The organism is Streptomyces sp. NPDC050703 (assembly GCF_040654435.1).
Classification (GTDB): Bacteria; Actinomycetota; Actinomycetes; order Streptomycetales; family Streptomycetaceae; genus Streptomyces.
Map to the genome: position 1 here is coordinate 1 of NZ_JBFAHX010000050.1, position 18000 is coordinate 18000.

General features: G+C 71.3%; 14 protein-coding genes. 9 read left to right on the forward strand and 5 right to left on the reverse strand.

Going from position 1 to position 18000, the window contains the following annotated elements; translation table 11 throughout:
* Positions 1-318 precede the first annotated feature (318 nt).
* Positions 319-1722: a cation:dicarboxylase symporter family transporter gene (locus tag AB0I16_RS31065; RefSeq protein WP_363252972.1), complete on the reverse strand. Its 1404-nt coding sequence runs from the start codon at positions 1720-1722 to the stop codon at positions 319-321.
* A gap of 318 nt (positions 1723-2040) precedes the next feature.
* On the opposite strand from AB0I16_RS31065, the gene AB0I16_RS31070 reads away from it, so the two are divergent.
* The 6 genes from AB0I16_RS31070 to AB0I16_RS31095 all read left to right on the forward strand — a co-directional run bounded on the left by AB0I16_RS31070 (position 2041) and on the right by AB0I16_RS31095 (position 8838).
* The gene (locus AB0I16_RS31070; protein WP_363252973.1) at positions 2041-3987 is read left to right on the forward strand and encodes a sensor histidine kinase; all 1947 of its coding nucleotides are present in this window, start codon (positions 2041-2043) and stop codon (positions 3985-3987) included.
* Positions 3984-4667: a response regulator gene (locus AB0I16_RS31075; protein WP_363252974.1), complete on the forward strand. Its 684-nt coding sequence runs from the start codon at positions 3984-3986 to the stop codon at positions 4665-4667. Before AB0I16_RS31070 ends, AB0I16_RS31075 begins: the two co-directional genes overlap by 4 nt.
* Positions 4668-4786: 119 nt before the next feature.
* Positions 4787-6148, forward strand: a complete 1362-nt coding sequence (locus AB0I16_RS31080) for an extracellular solute-binding protein (protein ID WP_363252975.1) — start codon at positions 4787-4789, stop codon at positions 6146-6148.
* A gap of 129 nt (positions 6149-6277) precedes the next feature.
* Positions 6278-7168, forward strand: coding sequence for a sugar ABC transporter permease (locus AB0I16_RS31085; protein ID WP_363253010.1), 891 nt, complete (start codon positions 6278-6280; stop codon positions 7166-7168).
* The gene (locus AB0I16_RS31090; RefSeq protein WP_363252976.1) at positions 7169-8041 is read left to right on the forward strand and encodes a carbohydrate ABC transporter permease; all 873 of its coding nucleotides are present in this window, start codon (positions 7169-7171) and stop codon (positions 8039-8041) included.
* Between the two features lie 170 nt (positions 8042-8211).
* Positions 8212-8838, forward strand: coding sequence for an XRE family transcriptional regulator (locus tag AB0I16_RS31095; RefSeq protein WP_363253011.1), 627 nt, complete (start codon positions 8212-8214; stop codon positions 8836-8838).
* A gap of 37 nt (positions 8839-8875) precedes the next feature.
* On the opposite strand, the gene AB0I16_RS31100 is transcribed toward AB0I16_RS31095, so the two are convergent.
* The gene (locus tag AB0I16_RS31100; RefSeq protein WP_363252977.1) at positions 8876-9901 is read right to left on the reverse strand and encodes an ATP-dependent 6-phosphofructokinase; all 1026 of its coding nucleotides are present in this window, start codon (positions 9899-9901) and stop codon (positions 8876-8878) included.
* Between the two features lie 297 nt (positions 9902-10198).
* Here AB0I16_RS31100 and pta point away from each other — a divergent pair, with 297 nt between their 5' ends.
* The 3 genes from pta (at position 10199) to pyk (ending at position 15066) form a co-directional block, all read left to right on the forward strand.
* Complete coding sequence (gene pta, locus AB0I16_RS31105; protein WP_363252978.1) at positions 10199-12283, forward strand: phosphate acetyltransferase; 2085 nt, start codon at positions 10199-10201, stop codon at positions 12281-12283.
* A gap of 26 nt (positions 12284-12309) precedes the next feature.
* On the forward strand, positions 12310-13524 hold the full coding sequence (locus AB0I16_RS31110) for an acetate kinase (RefSeq protein WP_363252979.1): 1215 nt from the start codon (positions 12310-12312) through the stop codon (positions 13522-13524).
* Between the two features lie 111 nt (positions 13525-13635).
* Positions 13636-15066 (forward strand): pyruvate kinase, encoded by a 1431-nt coding sequence (pyk, locus tag AB0I16_RS31115; protein WP_363252980.1) that lies wholly within the window; start codon positions 13636-13638, stop codon positions 15064-15066.
* Between the two features lie 89 nt (positions 15067-15155).
* Here the strand turns inward: pyk and AB0I16_RS31120 are convergent, their stop codons facing one another.
* From AB0I16_RS31120 to AB0I16_RS31130, 3 genes are all read right to left on the reverse strand, one after another.
* On the reverse strand, positions 15156-16589 hold the full coding sequence (locus AB0I16_RS31120) for a hypothetical protein (RefSeq protein WP_363252981.1): 1434 nt from the start codon (positions 16587-16589) through the stop codon (positions 15156-15158).
* Positions 16579-17145: a DUF6114 domain-containing protein gene (locus AB0I16_RS31125; RefSeq protein ID WP_363252982.1), complete on the reverse strand. Its 567-nt coding sequence runs from the start codon at positions 17143-17145 to the stop codon at positions 16579-16581. Before AB0I16_RS31125 ends, AB0I16_RS31120 begins: the two co-directional genes overlap by 11 nt.
* Before the next feature lie 157 nt (positions 17146-17302).
* Positions 17303-17920, reverse strand: a complete 618-nt coding sequence (locus AB0I16_RS31130) for a DUF6230 family protein (RefSeq protein WP_363252983.1) — start codon at positions 17918-17920, stop codon at positions 17303-17305.
* Positions 17921-18000 lie beyond the last annotated feature (80 nt).

An 18000-nucleotide genomic window follows, 5' to 3' on the forward strand; every position in this document is an offset into this window, starting at 1 on the left:
TCCTCCACACCTACAACCACCACCGCTGCCACACCGCACTCGGCGGCCAGCCGCCCATCAACCGCGTCAACAACCCTGCGGGTCAATACACCTAGGCCGTGCTTCGAAAGTGGCGTCGTCCGCCCGGAGGGCGGGTCCGGCGGCGTCCGGTGCGTGCGATCGCACGGCGGAGGGTCGCCCCGCTACTGCTGGGCGGGACTTTCGACACACGCCCCGGCCGCGCCGGGCACGGAGAAAGCGGGACGCCGCCCGCGGCACGGCAGCGCATCGGCTGCTGCGTCGCGGGCGGCGCCCCGCGGTGACCCGGTGAGGGGCCGGCTACACCTTCGCCGGCTCCTTCTCCCCCTCGCCCCGCGGCTCCGGCGCGGCGGCGGGCTCCGGCGCGGCCACCGGCCCGGGACCGTGCCCGTCGTCGATCAGCGTCCGCTCGTCGAAGGGCAGCTTGCCCGCGAGGACCGCCGCGACCCGCTCCTTGTCGACCTCCTTGGTCCAGGTGCCGATCAGCAGGGTGGCCACCGCGTTGCCCGCGAAGTTGGTGAGGGCGCGGGCCTCGCTCATGAAGCGGTCGACGCCGATGATCAGGCCGACACCGTCGACGAGGGCGGGCTTGTGGGACTGCAGACCGCTCGCGAGGACCGCGATGCCCGAGCCGGAGACGCCCGCCGCGCCCTTGGACGCGATCATCATGAAGAGCAGCAGCGAGATCTGCTCCCCGACGCCGAGCGGCTGGCCCATGGCGTCGGCGATGAAGAGCGAGGCCATGGTCAGGTAGATCATGGTGCCGTCGAGGTTGAACGAGTAGCCGGTCGGGACGGTGATGCCGACGACCGGGCGGCTGACCCCGAGGTGCTCCATCTTCGCGATGAGCCGCGGCAGCGCGGACTCCGACGAGGAGGTGGAGAGGATCAGCAGGAACTCGCGGCCCAGGTACGTGAGCAGCTTGAAGAGGTTGACCCCGGTCACGACCCTGACCAGGGTGCCGAGCACGACCACGATGAACAGCGCGCAGGTGACGTAGAACCCGATCATGATCGTGGCGAGCGCCTTCAGGGCGTCCACGCCGGTCTCGCCGATGACGGCGGCCATCGCGCCGAACGCGCCGATCGGGGCGGCCCACATGATCATGCCGAGCACGCGGAAGACGAGCTTCTGGATGTGCTCGATGCCGCGCAGGACGGGCTCGCCGGAGCGGCCCATGGCCTGCAGGGCGAAGCCCACGAGCAGGGCCACGAGCAGCGTCTGGAGCACCTCGCCCTCGGTGAAGGCGGAGACGAGCGTCTTCGGGATGATGCCGAGCGCGAAGTCGACGAGGCCCTCGTTCGCTTCGTCGGCGGCCGTGTGGCCCGCGCCCTTCACCGACTCGGTGAGGTCCATGCCCGAACCCGGGTGCAGGATGTTGCCGACGAGGAGGCCGATGGCGAGCGCGACGACGGACATCGCCATGAAGTAGGCGAGCGCGAGGCCGCCGACCTTGCCGACCTTGGCGGCCTTGCGGACCGAACCGACGCCGAGCACGATCGTGCAGAAGATGATCGGCGAGATCATCATCTTGATCAGGTTGACGAAGCCCGTGCCGACCGGCTTGAGCTCCTTGGCGAAGTCCGGCCAGATGAAGCCGACGGCGATGCCGAGCAGCACGGCGCCGATGACGGCGATGTAGAGGTAGTGCGTGCGGTCCCGCTTCGCGGCGGGTGCCTTCTGCGGGTCGGCCGTGCTGGTCACGGGGCCCTCCTTCAACGACGACGTCGGCGTTCGTGGTGCCTGGTGGCGCCTGCGGTGCGTGCGGCTCACGTCCTGGGGCGGGGTACCTCGGCGATGCCCTCACCGATGGCTCATCGGTGTCCCGGGAATCCCGGCGACTATCTCCCGCCCTGTGGGCCCGGTCACGCTTGCGTTCATTTAGTTCGCACTTGTACGACCGTCGGTTCACTCACGCACCGCGGACCCCACGGGCACGGGCGTACGTCCGCCGCGGCGCCGGGCCGACGCGGGGCCCGCCGCGCCGATACGATCACTTGTACGAAGAGGCAGACTTGCACCATGTCCCGCACCCGCCCGACCGGCCGCAGCCGCCTTCCGCGCAGCCTGGCGGGCCAGCTCTTCGCCATGCAGATCGTGCTGGTGACCGCCGTGGTCGCGGGGTGCGCGCTCTTCACGTATCTGAGCGACAAGCACCAGGCCGAGGAGGGCGCGCGCAACCAGGCCACCGCCGCCGCCCGCGCGGTCGCGGACTCCCCTTCCGTACGGGAGGCCATCGGGGGCGACGACCCGTCGGCGCGGCTCCAGCCGTACGCCGCCCGGGTGCAGCGGCACACCGGCGTCGACTTCGTCACGATCATGGACCCGCGGGGCATCCGCTGGACCCACCCCGACGAGCGGCGCATCGGCGAGCGCTTCCTCGGCCACACGGCGGACGCGCTGCGCGGGAAGACCTTCTCGGAGACCTACACCGGCACGCTCGGCCCGTCCGTGCGGGTGGTCACGCCGATCAGGGCGGGCGAGTCGGGTGAGGGGCGGATCGTCGGCCTCGTCAGCGCCGGCATCACCATCGAGGAGATCACCGCCAAGGCGCGCGGCCAGCTCCTCGCGCTGCTCGGTGTCGCGGCGGCGGCGCTCGTCATCGGCGGCATCGGCACGTACGTCATCAACGCCCGGCTGCGGCGCAGCACCCACGGCATGAACGCCACCGAGCTGAGCCGCATGCACGACTACCACGAGGCGGTGCTGCACGCGGTGCGCGAGGGGCTGCTGATGCTCGACGGGCAGCGGCGGGTCGCCCTCATCAACGACGGCGGCCGGGAGCTGCTGGGCGTCCGGGGCGACCCCGTCGGGCGCAACGTCGCGGAGCTGGGGCTGCCCGTGCCGTTCACGGGGGCGCTCCTGGCCTCCGAGCCGCGGGTGGACGAGCTGCACCTGACCGCCGACCGCCTCGTCGTCGTCAACACCTCGCCCGTGACGGGCGGCGAACGCCGGGGCACGGTGGTCACCCTCAGGGACCACACCGAGCTGCAGGCCCTCGCGGGCGAGCTGGACTCGGAGCGGGGCTTCACCCGGGCGCTGCGCTCGCAGGCCCACGAGGCCGCCAACCGGCTGCACACGGTGGTGTCCCTCATCGAGCTGGGCCGCGCCGACGAGGCCGTCGACTTCGCCACCGCCGAACTGGAACTGGCCCAGGCGCTGACCGACCAGGTGGTGGCCGCGGTGAGCGAGCCGGTGCTCGCGGCGCTGCTCCTCGGCAAGGCCGCGCAGGCCAATGAGCGCGGGGTCGAACTCGTCGTCTCCGACGACAGCAGCATCGACGACGGCATGCTCCCCGCGGGCCTCTCCGCCCGTGACCTGGTCACCGTCCTCGGCAACCTCATCGACAACGCGGTGGACGCGGCCCAGGGCTCACCGTCCGCCCGCGTCACGGTGACGGCCCGCGCCGACGGCCGCGGCCTCCTGCTGCGCGTCGGCGACACGGGCCCCGGGGTGAGCCCCGCCGAACGGGAGGCGGTCTTCGAACGCGGCTGGTCGACCAAGGCGGCGGGCCGCGGCCTCGGCCTCGCCCTGGTCCGCCAGACGGTGGCGAGGAACGGCGGCGACCTGGCGGTACGGGAGTCCCCCGAGGGGGGAGCCGAGTTCGAGGTGACCCTGCGGGCACCTGGCACGGGCGCCCCCGCGTACGGCCGGCCTGCCCCGCCCGGGGCCACCGGGGAGGGCCCCGGCCCCTTGGCCGGCCGCGGAGACGGCGAAGAGCGAGGCGGAGACGGAGACGGAGACGGAGACGGAGCGATGCGAGCGCACGACGGCGGCATGGACAGACCCGGGGCGGAGGGCGGGCCCGCGGACGGGGCGCCCGGCGACCGTCCACGGACGGACCACCCCCGCGCCCCGCTCCCGCGGGCCGGGGAAGGAAGCGACGCCCGCCGGCACGGGAGCCACCAGGGCCCGGGGCCCGGCACCGGCGGGCCCGGCGGCGGCCGTCCCCGGGGAGGTGTGCGGTGATCCGCGTACTCGTCGTCGAGGACGACCCCGTGGCCGCCGACGCGCACGTCCTCTACGTCAACCGCGTGCCCGGCTTCGAGGCCATCGAGCGGCCCGCCCACTCCGCCGCCGAGGCCCGCCGCACCCTCGAACGCACCCAGGTGGACCTGATCCTGCTCGACCTGCACCTGCCCGACGGGCACGGGCTCCAGCTCGCCCGCTCGCTGCGCGCCACCGGGCACCCCACGGACGTCATCGCGGTGACGTCGGCCCGCGACCTCGCCGTGGTCCGCGAGGGCGTGTCGCTCGGCGTCGTCCAGTACGTCCTGAAGCCCTTCACCTTCGCCACCCTGCGCGACCGCCTCACCCGGTACGCGGAGTTCCGCACGGCCGCCGCCGAGGGCGAGGCCACCGGCCAGGACGAGGTGGACCGCGCCCTCGCCACGCTGCGCGCCCCCGGCCCCGCCGCCCTGCCGAAGGGGCTCAGCGGCCCCACCCTGGAGCGCGTCGTCCGCACCCTGCGCGACGCGGGCGACGGCCTGACCGCCACCGCGGCGGCCGAGGCGGCGGGGCTCTCCCGCATCACCGCCCGCCGCTACCTGGAGCACCTGGTCGACACCGCGCGCGCCGCCCGGAGCCCCCAGTACGGCCACGTCGGACGCCCCGAACTGGTGTACCGCTGGCGGCCCTCCGGGGAGTGAACCGGCGCGCCCCCAAGCGGCGGCACGGGCATTGACCTTGCTCGGAGCACGCGCTTACGTTCACCGGGCAGAGCCCCGCGCGGCGACCCGGCCGCGTCGGCCCGTAGGAGGTCGTGCCCGTGCGCCCCACCCACCGCCCACTGCTCCTCGCCGCCGCCACCCTGCTCACCGCCGGCACCCTCTCCGCGTGCGGCGGTGGCTCCGGCGACGACCCCGACACCGTGAAGGTCTCGTTCAAGCAGTCCACGGACAACGACGTCAGGGTCATGGACACCTATCTCGCGGACATCAAGAAGCAGTTCGAGAAGGCCCACCCCGGCAAGAAGGTCAAGCTGGTGCCGATCAAGGCGCCGGACTCCGAGTACTACACCAAGCTCCAGCAGATGCTGCGCTCCCCCAAGACCGCGCCGGACCTGGTCTACGAGGACACCTTCCTCATCAACTCGGACATCACCAGCGGCTACCTCAGGCCGCTCGACCCCTACCTGGCCAAGTGGAAGGACTGGGACCAGTTCATCGACACGGCCAAGACGGCGGCGAAGGCGGCGGACGGCAAGACGTACGGGGTGCCCGACGGCACCGACACGCGCGGCCTGTGGTTCAGCAGGTCCATCTTCGAGAAGGCGGGGCTCCCCGCGGACTGGCAGCCGAAGACCTGGGACGACATCCTCGACGCGGCCCGCACCATCAAGAAGAAGGTCCCCGGGGTCACCCCCCTGAACGTCTACACCGGCAAGCCCGTCGGCGAGGCCGCGTCCATGCAGGGCTTCGAGATGCTGGCGTACGGCACGGGGAAGGACCCGCTGTACGACCCGGAGGCGAAGAAGTGGGTCACGGGCAGCAAGGGCTTCAAGGACTCCCTCGCCTTCGTGGAGACCGTCTACAAGGAGAAGCTCGGCCCCGACGTCTCGGACGCCCTCGACCCCAACTTCCCCACCCGCGTCCGCGGTGAACTGCTGCCCGAGGACAAGCTCGGCATCAACCTCGACGGCTCCTGGCTGCCGCAGGACTGGGGCGAGGGCGCGGGCCACGAGTGGCCCGAGTGGTCGAAGAAGCTGGGCCTCGCGCACATGCCGACGCAAGACGGCCGGGCCCCCGGCAAGGTGAGCATGTCCGGCGGCTGGACCTGGGCGATCCCCGCCAAGGCGGACAACCCCGACCTGGCCTTCGAGTTCATCGAGACCATGCAGACGAAGGCCAACGCCAAGAAGTGGTACGTGGCCAACTCCGGCATCGCGGTCCGCGAGGACGTCGCGGCCGACCCGTCGTACGTGAAGGCGCAGCCCGGCATCGAGTTCTTCACCGACCTGGTCGCCTCGACCCACTACCGGCCGGCGTATCCCGCGTACCCGAAGGTTTCCACCGCCATCCAGGAGGCGATGGAGTCGGTGACGACCGGCGACGCCTCGGTGGCCGAGGCGGCGCGCGGATACGACGAAGAGGTGGAATCGGCGACGGACGGCGAGGTCATCGAGAAGTAGCGCCCTGCCCGGTCCCGGTGGGTGCCGAAAGGCCGACGAGTGCCGGTACCAGAGAGTGAGTGCCCGTACGTGACTACCGCACCCCCCGCGGGCCCGGGTGGCGTCGTCAAGACGTCACGGGGCCCCGACCTGCCGCCGCCCACCCGCCGCACGGCCGCCCGCGCCCGGCGCGGCCTGTTCAGGGCCCTGCCCGTGTCGCCCGCCGTCATCCTCCTGGCGCTCTTCCTGGCCGGGCCGATCGGCTACTGCGCGTACATCGCCTTCACCGACCTCCAGTTGACCGGCCAGGCGGAGTCCAGCTTCATCGGGTTCGACAACTTCCGCGAGGCGTTCGGCGACGAGCGGTTCCTCAACGCCGTCTGGCTCACCCTCGTCTTCACCGTCCTGTCCTCCCTGATCGGCCAGAACATCCTCGGCCTCGCCCTCGCCTCGCTCATGCGGCGCGCGTCGAAGCCGGTGCGCACGGCCACGGGCGCCGTCGTCATCACGGCGTGGGTCCTGCCGGAGGTGGTCGCGGGCTTCCTCCTGTACGCGTTCTTCCGCCGCGAGGGCACCCTGAACGCGGTCCTCGATTTCCTCCACCTGCCCGCGCAGAACTGGCTGTTCACGCTGCCGATCCTGGCCGTCTCGTTCGCCAACGTCTGGCGGGGCACCGCGTTCTCCATGCTGGTGTACTCCGCGGCCCTCAACGAGATCCCCCGGGAGGTCACCGAGGCCGCGGAGGTCGACGGCGCGGGCGGCTGGCGCCGCATGTGGCACATCACGCTGCCGATGATCCGCCGCTCGATCGGCACGAACCTCATGCTCAACACCCTCCAGACGCTCTCCGTCTTCGGTCTGATCTGGGTGATGACACGCGGCGGCCCCGGCAACCGCAGCCAGACGCTGCCGCTCTTCATGTACGAGCAGGCCTTCCAGAAGAGCATGATCGGCTACGGCACCGCCGTGGCCCTGCTCCTCCTCGTCGTCGGCTCGCTCTTCTCCCTCGTCTACATGCGCCTGCTGCGTACGGAGGTCTGAGTGTCCGCCACCAAGAGCGCCGGCAGCGCCAGGGCTCCCCGCACCCCGCGCTCCCGCCGCAGGCGGCACCGCCTCGCGGCCGACGCGGGACTCCTCGTCGCGGCGTGCGCGTTCGTGCTGCCCCTCGCCTGGGTCGTCCTGTCCTCCTTCGACCCGGAGGCGGACCTGCGCGTACGGCTGCCGGACGGCCTGACCCTGGACAACTACGACAAGGTCCTCACCCCGGAGATCACCTTCACCCCGCTCCTGAACAGCTTCCTGCTCTGCGGCGGCGGCACCCTGCTCACGGTGGTCTGCGCGGCCCTCGCCGCCTATCCCCTCTCCCGCTACCGGTCCCGCCTCAACCGGCCCTTCATGCTGACGATCCTGTTCGCGACGAGCCTGCCGATCACCGCGATCATGGTGCCGGTCTACGCCCTCTTCGTGCGGGTCGACCTGATCGACACCATGCAGGGCACGATCTTCTTCTTCGCCGCGTCCCAACTCCCGTTCGCCATCTGGCTGATGAAGAACTTCATGGACGGCGTGCCGAAGGACCTGGAGGAGGCGGCGTGGACGGACGGCGCGTCGTCCTTCCAGTCCCTGCTGAGGATCGTCCTGCCGCTGATGGGCCCCGGGGTGGCGGTGGTGACCGTCTTCTCCTTCGTCATGATGTGGGGCAACTTCTTCGTCCCCTTCATGCTCCTGCTCACCCCGGAGCAGATGCCGGCGTCGGTCAGCATCAACGACTTCTTCGGCAACAAGGGCACCGTGGTCTACGGCCAGCTCGCCGCGTTCTCCCTCCTCTACTCGACGCCGGTGATCCTCCTGTACGTCCTGATCTCCCGCCGCCTCGGCGGCGGCTTCGCGCTCGGCGGCGCCGTGAAGGGCTGACGGCGGCGGAACAGCCCGTACCTTCCCACCAATCCGCAACCTCGTAGGAACACACCGTAGTCGCCGGCTCCCCCGGCGCCTACCGTGTGCCCGTGCAACCGAGCCGACCGCAGCAGCCCACGCCGCCCTTCGACTTCCCGGCCGCCCGCCGTCTGCGCGAGGCGCTGGGCATGGCGCACGGGCACGTCGCCCACGGACTGCGGGCGGGGTACGGGCTCACCTACGTCACCGCCGACACCGTCGCCTCCTGGGAGCGCGGGCTGCTGGCGCCCAGCGCCGCCGAGCTCACCGCGCTCGCGGCCACGCTCTGGTGCTCCCCCGGGGACCTCATGAGCGCCGCGAGGACCCTGCGGGAGCACCGGCTCGCGCGCGGGTTCGCCCCGGAGGACGTCGCCCGGCAGGCCGGGGTCGAGCTCCGGGCGTACCTGCGGATGGAGGAGGCGAACTCCTGGCGCGGCAACGAACGGCAGTCCCAGGCCCTGGCCCGCGCCCTGGGGCTGGCCGCACCCGACTTCGTCGAGGTCACCGGGCGCGCCGAGCCCCTCGCCGAACTGCTGCGCAGCGCCGTCACCACCCGCTGGCAGGGGTACGTGCGCCCCGTGAGCAAGCTGCTGCCCGTGGAGAAGCGGCGCGTGGAGGACGCCCTGCGGCAGATGCACGAGGACTACCAGTCGCGCATGGCGCGGACCCTGAGCTGGGGCTCGGGGCCCGGACCCGACGCGTCCGGCGAGGCCGGCCGGGACTATCTGGAGCGCGTCCTCGACCACTTCTGGACCCTCGTCCGGGGACGGCCGTGACCCGGGGCCGGCCCGCCGGGCGCACGGGCCACGGGGCCTAGAAGACCGACTCCGCCTCGTCCATCCGGTCCTTCGGCACCCTCTTCAGCTCCGTGACCGCCTCGGCGAGCGGCACCATCGTGATGTCCGTGCCGCGCAGCGCCGTCATCTTGCCGTACTCCCCGCGGTGCGCGGCCTCCACCGCGTGCCAGCCGAAGCGCGTCGCGAGGACGCGGTCGTACGCGGTGGGGGTGCCGCCGCGCTGGACGTGGCCGAGGATGACCGGCTTGGCCTCCTTGCCGAGGCGGCTCTCCAGCTCGTAGGCGAGGGCCGTGCCGATGCCCTGGAAGCGCTCGTGGCCGAACTGGTCGATCGCGCCCACGCCGTAGTTCATGGTGCCCTCCTGGGGGTGCGCGCCCTCGGCCACGCAGATCACCGCGAACTTCTTGCCGCGCGAGAACCGCTCCTCGACCAGCTTGACCAGGTCGGCGGGGTCGAAGGGGCGCTCGGGCAGGCAGATGCCGTGGGCGCCGCCCGCCATGCCGGACTCCAGGGCGATCCAGCCCGCGTGCCGGCCCATGACCTCGACGACCATCACGCGCTGGTGGGACTCGGCGGTCGTCTTGAGGCGGTCCATGGCCTCGGTGGCGACGCCGACGGCCGTGTCGAAGCCGAAGGTGCGGTCCGTGGAGGAGATGTCGTTGTCGATCGTCTTCGGGACGCCGACCACCGGCACGCCCGCGTCGGAGAGCATGCGCGCCGCGGTGAGCGTGCCCTCGCCGCCGATCGGGATGAGCGCGTCGAAGCCGCTGCGCTCGATGAGGTCCTTGGCGTTGTCGCAGGCCGCGCGGAACCGGCCGCGCTCCAGGCGGGACGAGCCGAGGATGGTGCCGCCGCGGGCCAGGATGCCGCTGACCGCGTTCAGGTCGAGGGCGCGGTAGCGCCCGTCGAGCAGGCCCGCGTAGCCGTCTTCGAAGCCGATGACCTCGTCGCCGTAGTGCGTGACGGCGCGGTGTACGACCGACCGGATCACTGCGTTGAGGCCGGGGCAGTCGCCGCCCGCGGTGAGAATTCCGATACGCATCGCGCTGTGTCTCCTGCTCGCTACTGGTACTTGTGAGCCGGTCCGATTGTTCCACGGCCGGAGGGGGGACGCCGCTCACCTGTGTGCGAGGGATGTTCGTGCGACAGGGATGGAGCCCTGCCGCCAGGGCACCCGTCCGTCAGGCGGCCTAGTCAGCCGCAGAGGTATTGTCAAGAGGGCACAGCCGCGATATCGGGTAATTTGTCCAGCTCGCTCGGCGGTCCGTTCCGGGCGCCCGCAGGGCGGGCCGGGCACCGCCGGAGGGCCCACAGGGCAGCGAAGAAGGGGAGAGCACGCGTGACGCGCAGCGTGTACGTGACCGGGATCGACCGCGGCGACGGCCGCCAGGTCGTCGAACTGGGAGTCATGGAACTCCTGACGCGCCAGGTCGACCGGGTCGGCGTCTTCCGCCCGCTCGTCCACGACGGACCCGACCGCCTCTTCGAACTGCTGCGGGCCCGCTACCGGCTCTCGCAGGACGCCGCGTCGGTGTACGGCATGGACTACCACGAGGCGTCCGCGCTCCAGGCCGAGCAGGGCACCGACGAGCTCGTGTCCCGGCTCGTGGACCGCTTCCACGCGGTGGCCGCGGCCTACGAGGTGGTGCTCGTCCTCGGCACCGACTTCGCCGACACCCAGCTGCCCGACGAGCTGTCGCTCAACGCCCGGCTCGCGAACGAGTTCGGGGCCTCCGTGATCCCCGTCGTCGGCGGCAGGAAGCAGACCGCCGAGTCGGTGCGCGCCGAGACACGCAACGCCCACCGGGCGTACGAGGGCCTCGGCTGCGACATCATCGCGATGATCACCAACCGGGTCGCCCCCGCCGACCGCGACGAGATCCACGAGCTGCTCGCCCCCGATTTGCCCGTGCCCAGCTACGTCCTGCCCGACGAGCCCGCGCTCTCGGCGCCGACGGTCGCGCAGATCACCCACGCGCTCGGCGGGCGCGTCCTGCTCGGCGACGACTCCGGGCTCGCCCGTGACGCCCTCGACTTCGTCTTCGGCGGCGCCATGCTGCCGACGTTCCTCAAGGCCCTGACCCCGGGCTGCCTCGTCGTGACCCCCGGCGACCGCGCCGACCTCGTGGTGGGCTCGCTCGCCGCGCACAGCGCCGGTACGCCGCCCATCGCGGGCGTCCTGCTGACCCTGGACGAACAGCCGGGCAGGGAGATCCTCACCCTCGCCGACCGCCTCGCGCCCGGCACCCCGGTCATCGCCGTCTCCGGCGGCTCCTTCCCCACGGCGGGCGAGCTGTTCGCCCTTGAGGGCAAGCTGAACGCGGCGACCCCCCGCAAGGCGGAGACCGCCCTCGGCCTCTTCGAGCGGTACGTCGACACCGCGGACCTGCTGAAGCGCGTCTCGGCGCCCAGCAGTGACCGCCTCACGCCGATGATGTTCGAGCACAAGCTCCTGGAACGGGCCCGCTCCGACCGCCGCCGCGTCGTGCTGCCCGAGGGCTGCGAGGAGCGGGTGCTGCGCGCCGCCGACGTCCTGCTGCGCCGGGGCGTCTGCGACCTGACGCTGCTCGGCCCGGTCGAGCAGATCCGCAAGAAGGCCGCCGACCTCGGCGTGGACCTCGCCGACTCCGAGCTGATCGACCCGCAGACCTCGGAGCTGCGGGATCGCTTCGCCGCGAAGTACGCCGAGCTGCGCGCCCACAAGGGCGTCACCGCCGAACTCGCGTACGACGTGGTGTCCGACGTGAACTACTTCGGCACGCTGATGGTCGAGGAGGGCCTCGCCGACGGCATGGTCTCCGGCTCCGTGCACTCCACCGCCGCGACGATCCGGCCGGCCTTCGAGATCATCAAGACCAAGCCCGAAGCCTCGATCGTCTCCTCGGTGTTCTTCATGTGCCTGGCCGACAAGGTGCTCGTGTACGGCGACTGCGCCGTGAACCCCGACCCGGACGCGGCGCAACTCGCCGACATCGCCGTGCAGGCGGCCGGCACGGCCGAGCAGTTCGGTGTGGACCCGCGGATCGCGATGCTCTCGTACTCGACGGGCACGTCGGGCTCGGGCGCCGACGTCGACAAGGTGCGCGAGGCGACCGAGCGGGTACGCGCGAGCCGGAGCGATCTGAAGGTGGAGGGGCCGATCCAGTACGACGCCGCCGTGGAGCCGTCGGTCGCCGCCACCAAGCTGCCCGGATCGGACGTGGCCGGCCAGGCGAGCGTGCTGATCTTCCCCGACCTGAACACCGGGAACAACACCTACAAGGCCGTGCAGCGCTCGGCCGGCGCCATCGCCGTCGGCCCGGTCCTGCAGGGCCTGCGCAAGCCGGTGAACGACCTGTCCCGGGGCGCGCTCGTCCAGGACATCGTCAACACCGTCGCCATCACGGCGATCCAGGCCCAGGCACAGACGCCCGGCCCCCGCTGAACCCCCGAACAGGAAGCGCCTCACCAGTGACCGCCACCCGCGTACTCGTCCTCAACTCCGGCTCCTCGTCGGTGAAGTACCAGCTGCTCGACATGCGCGACCGCTCGCGGCTCGCCGTCGGCCTGGTCGAGCGGATCGGCGAGGCGGGCTCACGGCTCAAGCACACGCCGCTGACCGGCGACGGCGCCGAGACCCGTGAGCGCGAGGAGCCGATCGCCGACCACGACGCGGCGCTGCGGGCCGTCGCCGCGGAGCTGTCGGCCGACGGCCTCGGCCTGGACTCCCCCGAGCTGGCCGCGATCGGCCACCGGGTGGTGCACGGGGGCCTGAAGTTCACCGAGCCGACCGTGGTGACGGACGAGGTGCTGAAGGAGATCCAGCGCCTGGTGCCGGTCGCCCCGCTGCACAACCCGGCGAACATCACCGGCATCCGCACCGCCCAGGCGCTCCGCCCCGACCTGCCGCAGGTCGCCGTCTTCGACACCGCCTTCCACACGACGATGCCGGAGTCCGCCGCGCGCTACGCGATGGACGTGGCCACCGCCGACCGGCACCGCGTGCGCCGCTACGGCTTCCACGGCACCTCGCACGCCTACGTCTCGCGCGCCACCGCCGAGCTGCTCGGCAAGGCTCCCGAGGACGTCAACGTGATCGTGCTGCACCTGGGCAACGGCGCCTCCGCGTCGGCCGTGCGGGGCGGTCGCTGCGTGGACACCTCCATGGGCCTCACCCCGCTCGAAGGGCTCGTGATGGGCACCCGTTCCGGCGACATGGACCCGGCGGTCATCTTCCACCTGGTCCGGGTGGGCGAAATGGGGATCGACGAGATCGACGACCTGCTGAACAAGAAGAGCGGTCTCGTCGGGCTCTGCGGCGACAACGACATGCGGGAAATCCGGCGCAGGATCGACGAGGGCGATCAGGAGGCCGCGCTCGCCTTCGACATCTACATCCACCGTCTGAAGAAGTACATAGGCGCCTATTACGCCGTGCTCGGCCGGGTGGACGCCGTCGTGTTCACCGCGGGCGTCGGCGAGAACGCGGCGCCGGTGCGCGAGGCGGCCGTGGCGGGCCTGGAGGAGCTGGGCCTCGCGGTCGACGGCGAACTCAATTCCGTACGATCCGACGAAGCCAGGCTGATATCGCCGGAATACGCGCGCGTGGCCGTCGCCGTCGTTCCCACGGACGAGGAACTGGAGATCGCGAACCAGACTTACGCCCTGGTCAGTGACCCGGCATAAGCGTGAATCGGGAAATCGGCCGGGACCGCAACGCCTGAGCGCACTTCCGCCCATTTGTAGATTCCACCAGACGGAATATTCCGTAGCGAAACAAACCGATAGGATCGCCCCATGCGCCGTTCCAAAATCGTCTGCACGCTGGGCCCAGCCGTCGACTCCGAAGATCAGCTCGTCTCGCTGATCGAGGCCGGCATGAACGTGGCCCGCTTCAACTTCAGCCACGGCACGCACGCCGAGCACCAGGGGCGGTACGACCGCGTCCGCTCGGCCGCCGCGAAGACCGGCCGTGCCGTCGGCGTCCTCGCCGACCTGCAGGGGCCGAAGATCCGCCTGGAGACCTTCGCCGAGGGCCCCGTCGAGCTGGTGCGGGGTGACGAGTTCACCATCACCACCGAGGACGTGCCCGGTGACAAGTCGATCTGCGGCACCACCTACAAGGGCCTGCCCGGCGACGTCTCCAAGGGCGACCAGATCCTGATCAACGACGGCAACGTCGAGCTGCGCGTCGTCGAGATCGACGGACCGCGCGTGAAGACGATCGTCGTCGAGGGCGGCGTCATCTCCGACCACAAGGGCATCAACCTGCCCGGCGCGGCCGTGAACGTGCCCGCGCTGTCCGAGAAGGACATCGAGGACCTCCGCTTCGCCCTGAGGATGGGCTGCGACATGGTCGCCCTCTCCTTCGTGCGCGACGCCGACGACGTCAAGGACGTCCACAAGGTGATGGACGAGGAGGGCCGCCGGGTCCCCGTCATCGCCAAGGTGGAGAAGCCGCAGGCCGTCGCCAACATGGAGGGCGTCGTCGCGGCGTTCGACGCCGTGATGGTGGCCCGCGGTGACCTCGCCGTCGAGTACCCGCTCGAAAAGGTCCCGATGGTGCAGAAGCGCCTCGTGGAGATGTGCCGCCGCAACGCCAAGCCGGTGATCGTCGCGACCCAGATGATGGAGTCGATGATCACCAACTCGCGCCCCACGCGCGCCGAGGCCTCCGACGTCGCCAACGCGATCCTGGACGGCGCGGACGCGGTCATGCTGTCGGCCGAGTCCAGCGTCGGCGCGTACCCGATCGAGACCGTCAAGACGATGTCGAAGATCGTCGCCGCGGCCGAGGAGGAGCTGCTCTCCAAGGGCCTCCAGCCGCTCGTGCCCGGCAAGAAGCCGCGGACGCAGGGCGGTTCGGTGGCCCGTGCCGCCGCCGAGATCGCCGACTTCCTCGGCGGCAAGGCCCTGGTCGCCTTCACCAAGTCCGGTGACACGGCCCGCCGGCTGTCCCGCTACCGCGCGGCCCAGCCGATCCTGGCCTTCACCACCGACGAGTCGACCCGCAACCAGCTCACGCTGAGCTGGGGCGTGGACACCTACGTCGTGCCGCACGTCGACAACACCGACGCCATGGTCGAGATCGTCGACGCCGAGCTGATCAAGCTCAACCGCTTCAACGACGGCGACACGGTCGTCATCACCGCGGGCTCGCCCCCCGGCGTCCCCGGCACCACCAACATGGTGCGGGTGCACCACCTGGGCGGCAACGGCCGCGACTGAGCCGCCGGACACCCCCCGTACGAACGCCGAGGGCGCCCCCTGCTGGAGGGGGCGCCCTCGGCGCTTTCGCGGCTCCCGGTGGCCGGGGCTCAGTCGGTGATCGACTGGTGCAGGCCGGGGATCGTGAGGTTCCCTCCGAACTGGCCCGCCTGCTGCACCTTCACATCCGTGAAGTAGATCAGCGGAATGTTGAGCGGCGGCGGGTGCTCGGGGTCGAACGTGATCGGGATGAGCCCGAACAGCTTGCCCGAGATCCGCTCGGTGTACATCGTGGTCTCCCCGTCCCTGATGGTGGACGTGGAGCCCTTGGCCGCCTCGACGTGGTACTTCTTGCCGCCCGGCCCCTCGACGATCTGGTGCAGATCGCCGATGTCGGTGCCCTGCACCACATACTTCAGGGCCTGCTTCGTCCTGCCGTCGGGCATCGTCAGGTTCACGACGCCCTGGTAGTCGGCGCCCTTGAGCGTCAGCGAGCTGGCTTCCAGGTGCCAGGGCTGGTTCGGGATCGGGACGGGCGTCTGCTCGCCCTTGCCCTCGACCTTCTTCTCGACCACGCACGGGAAGGGCTTCTTGCCGTTCTCGTCCGGCGCCATCGGGTCGTCGGCCTCGGCGCCTTCCCGGTCCCCGGCTTCCCGCGCCGCGTCCCCGGCCTTGCCCGCGTCGTCCGCGACGCCGTCCGCGCCCTTCTTCAGCCCGTCGCCGACCTCGCCGGCCGTGTCCTCGGCCGGCTCGGTGGCCTTGTCCCCCGACTCGTCCTCCGCCTCGTCCTCCGCCTTGTCCTCGGAGGGCGTGGTCTTCCCGGAATCGGAGCCGGAACCGGAATCGGAGGCCGAGCCCGAACCCGAGTCGGAGGGCGTGGGGTCCGGGTTCCCCGACTCCTTCCGCTCCTCCTGCCGCTGCTCCTCCTCCTTCTCCTTGTCGTCGGGCGTGAACGCGTCCTTCAGGGCGTCGCCGAGGCCCAGCGGGTCCCAGGGGTTCCTGGTCTCCGCGGGCTCGGGCTCGCCGGCCCCGTCCTCGGTGTCCGCGCCGTCGGCGGACGGCCGCTCGGCCGGCTCGTCCTCGTCCGCGTCCTTGTCCTCGTCCGCCGTGTCGCCCGCGTCCGCCGTGTCGCCCGCGGAGGGCGAAGCGGTCGCGGAGGGCGTCCCCTCGCCCTGCTCCCCTTCGCCCCGTGTGTCGCCCTGCTCGTCCTTGTCCCCGTCGGACGCCTCGTCCCCGGCGTCCTGCCCGGCGGTGTCCTGAGCCGCCTCCTCGGGAGCCTCGTCCTCCGCGTCCTTGTCGGGCGCGGTGACACAGGGGCCGTCCTGGAAGGGGTTCTCGGGGACCCCGGGCTTCGCCTGCGCGAGCGTCGGCGTCAGGCCCATGCCCATCAGGACCGCGGTCGGCATGGCGGCGATGGCTATGACCTTGCCCGCGGGCACCTGCAGCCGGGTCAGCAGCGGCTTCCTCGGTGCCGCGTGGCGCGGCCCGGTTCTCGCACGAGGCTCCCCCGCGGAGCTCTCGTGGTGCACCTCGTCAGCCGGCACGGTGCCTCCCGTTCGTCCCGTTCGTCGGGCTCGTTCCTGACAGATCGTCCTGCGCGCCGCTCACCCCACCCGCCGCCGCGGCGGGCGCCTCGGGCACCCCGCCGTCCACGGGGCCCCCGGGCCTCTGGGTCCCGCGCCCCTTCGCGGGCTCACCGGCAGGCCTCTCGGGCGCCCAGGAGACGCCGAGGGCGCCGCCGATCAGGGCGAGCAGGAAACCGATGACGAAGCCGCCGAAGTTGGACACCACGAGGGAGACCAGGGCGAGCAGGATCGCCGCGACGCCCGCGAAGACCCGGGAGTGCGGCTGGAACCACATGGTCAGTCCGAGCACGACCAACAGCACCCCGATGATCAGCGATCCGGCGCCGGCGGTGGTCGCCATCCGGATCGTCATCGTGCCGAGCGTGAGGTTCGCGTACGGGAAGTACATGATCGGGATGCCGCCGAGCAGCGTCAGCAGACCACCCCAGAACGGGCGCCGGCCGCGCCACCCTCGGAACGATCGGCGCATCCGGCCGAGCTTGTCGCCCAGTCCCACTTGCGCTTCGGCGCTCATGTCGTACAGCTCCTCGGGAATGGCGTTGGTTCTGTGTGTCGTGCGGATTCGGGCACGGGGACGGCTGTCGTCGAATGCCGTCGCGCCCCCGCGCCCGGCCGTTCATCGCATCGAGTGCGTACCGAACTGCGTACGATCTACCGGGGCAGCGATGGCCCTAGTAGCACTCGTGCTTGCCCTTCTTGACCGACATCGCGAGGCCAGAGAGCTTGAAGGTGCCGGCGGTGGTCGCCCACGCGCGCTGCTTGACGTCGGTGAAGTTCACCGACTCCGCCTGCTGCGCGAACGAGTCCGGCACGTACTTGTCGTTCGCGGCCGGACCGGGTCCCTTGGTGGTCCTGTCGACCGAGACGCCGATGTCGACCTTGTTGAAGGTCGCGTTGGCCTTCAGGTCGTCGGCGTCGATGTAGAGCTTCTTGGCCTCTACCTTCGGACTGCCCTTGCCGCCGGCCTTGAGGGTCATCGACACGTCGCCGAAGACGGGGACCGGCACGACCACGGACTGGCAGAGGTTGGTGATCGTGGCCTCTTCGAGACCGACGACGGCCACCGGGTGGTTACCCGACTTGCCGCTGTCCATCGCCCCGTACTGGACGAATCCCGTACCGTCGAGCTCCTTGGCAGTCACCTTGAACTGCTGACCGGACACACTGAACGATGCCGCGAGCGCACCCTGGGACAGGGCGACGCCTATCGCGGCTGTCGCCGCGACGCTCGGCACCATGACCACGGCGAACCGCTTCCATCTGGTTCCGCCACGAGCCACGGACTCCATGACTTTCCTCCTTCTCGGACGTACATCTCCGGCCCTGACTGCTCCCGTTCGGGCGGCTCAGCCGGGCAGGGATGGGAGAA

What these genes read in the sequence shown, in the direction of transcription:
- AB0I16_RS31070 (WP_363252973.1), top strand. Translation starts at nt 2,041, where the DNA reads ATGTCCCGCACCCGCCCGACCGGCCGCAGCCGCCTTCCGCGCAGCCTG.
- AB0I16_RS31095 (WP_363253011.1), top strand. Translation starts at nt 8,212, where the DNA reads ATGGCGCACGGGCACGTCGCCCACGGACTGCGGGCGGGGTACGGGCTC.
- AB0I16_RS31100 (WP_363252977.1), bottom strand. Translation starts at nt 9,901, where the DNA reads ATGCGTATCGGAATTCTCACCGCGGGCGGCGACTGCCCCGGCCTCAAC.
- pyk (WP_363252980.1), top strand. Translation starts at nt 13,636, where the DNA reads ATGCGCCGTTCCAAAATCGTCTGCACGCTGGGCCCAGCCGTCGACTCC.
- AB0I16_RS31125 (WP_363252982.1), bottom strand. Translation starts at nt 17,145, where the DNA reads ATGAGCGCCGAAGCGCAAGTGGGACTGGGCGACAAGCTCGGCCGGATG.
- AB0I16_RS31130 (WP_363252983.1), bottom strand. Translation starts at nt 17,920, where the DNA reads ATGGAGTCCGTGGCTCGTGGCGGAACCAGATGGAAGCGGTTCGCCGTG.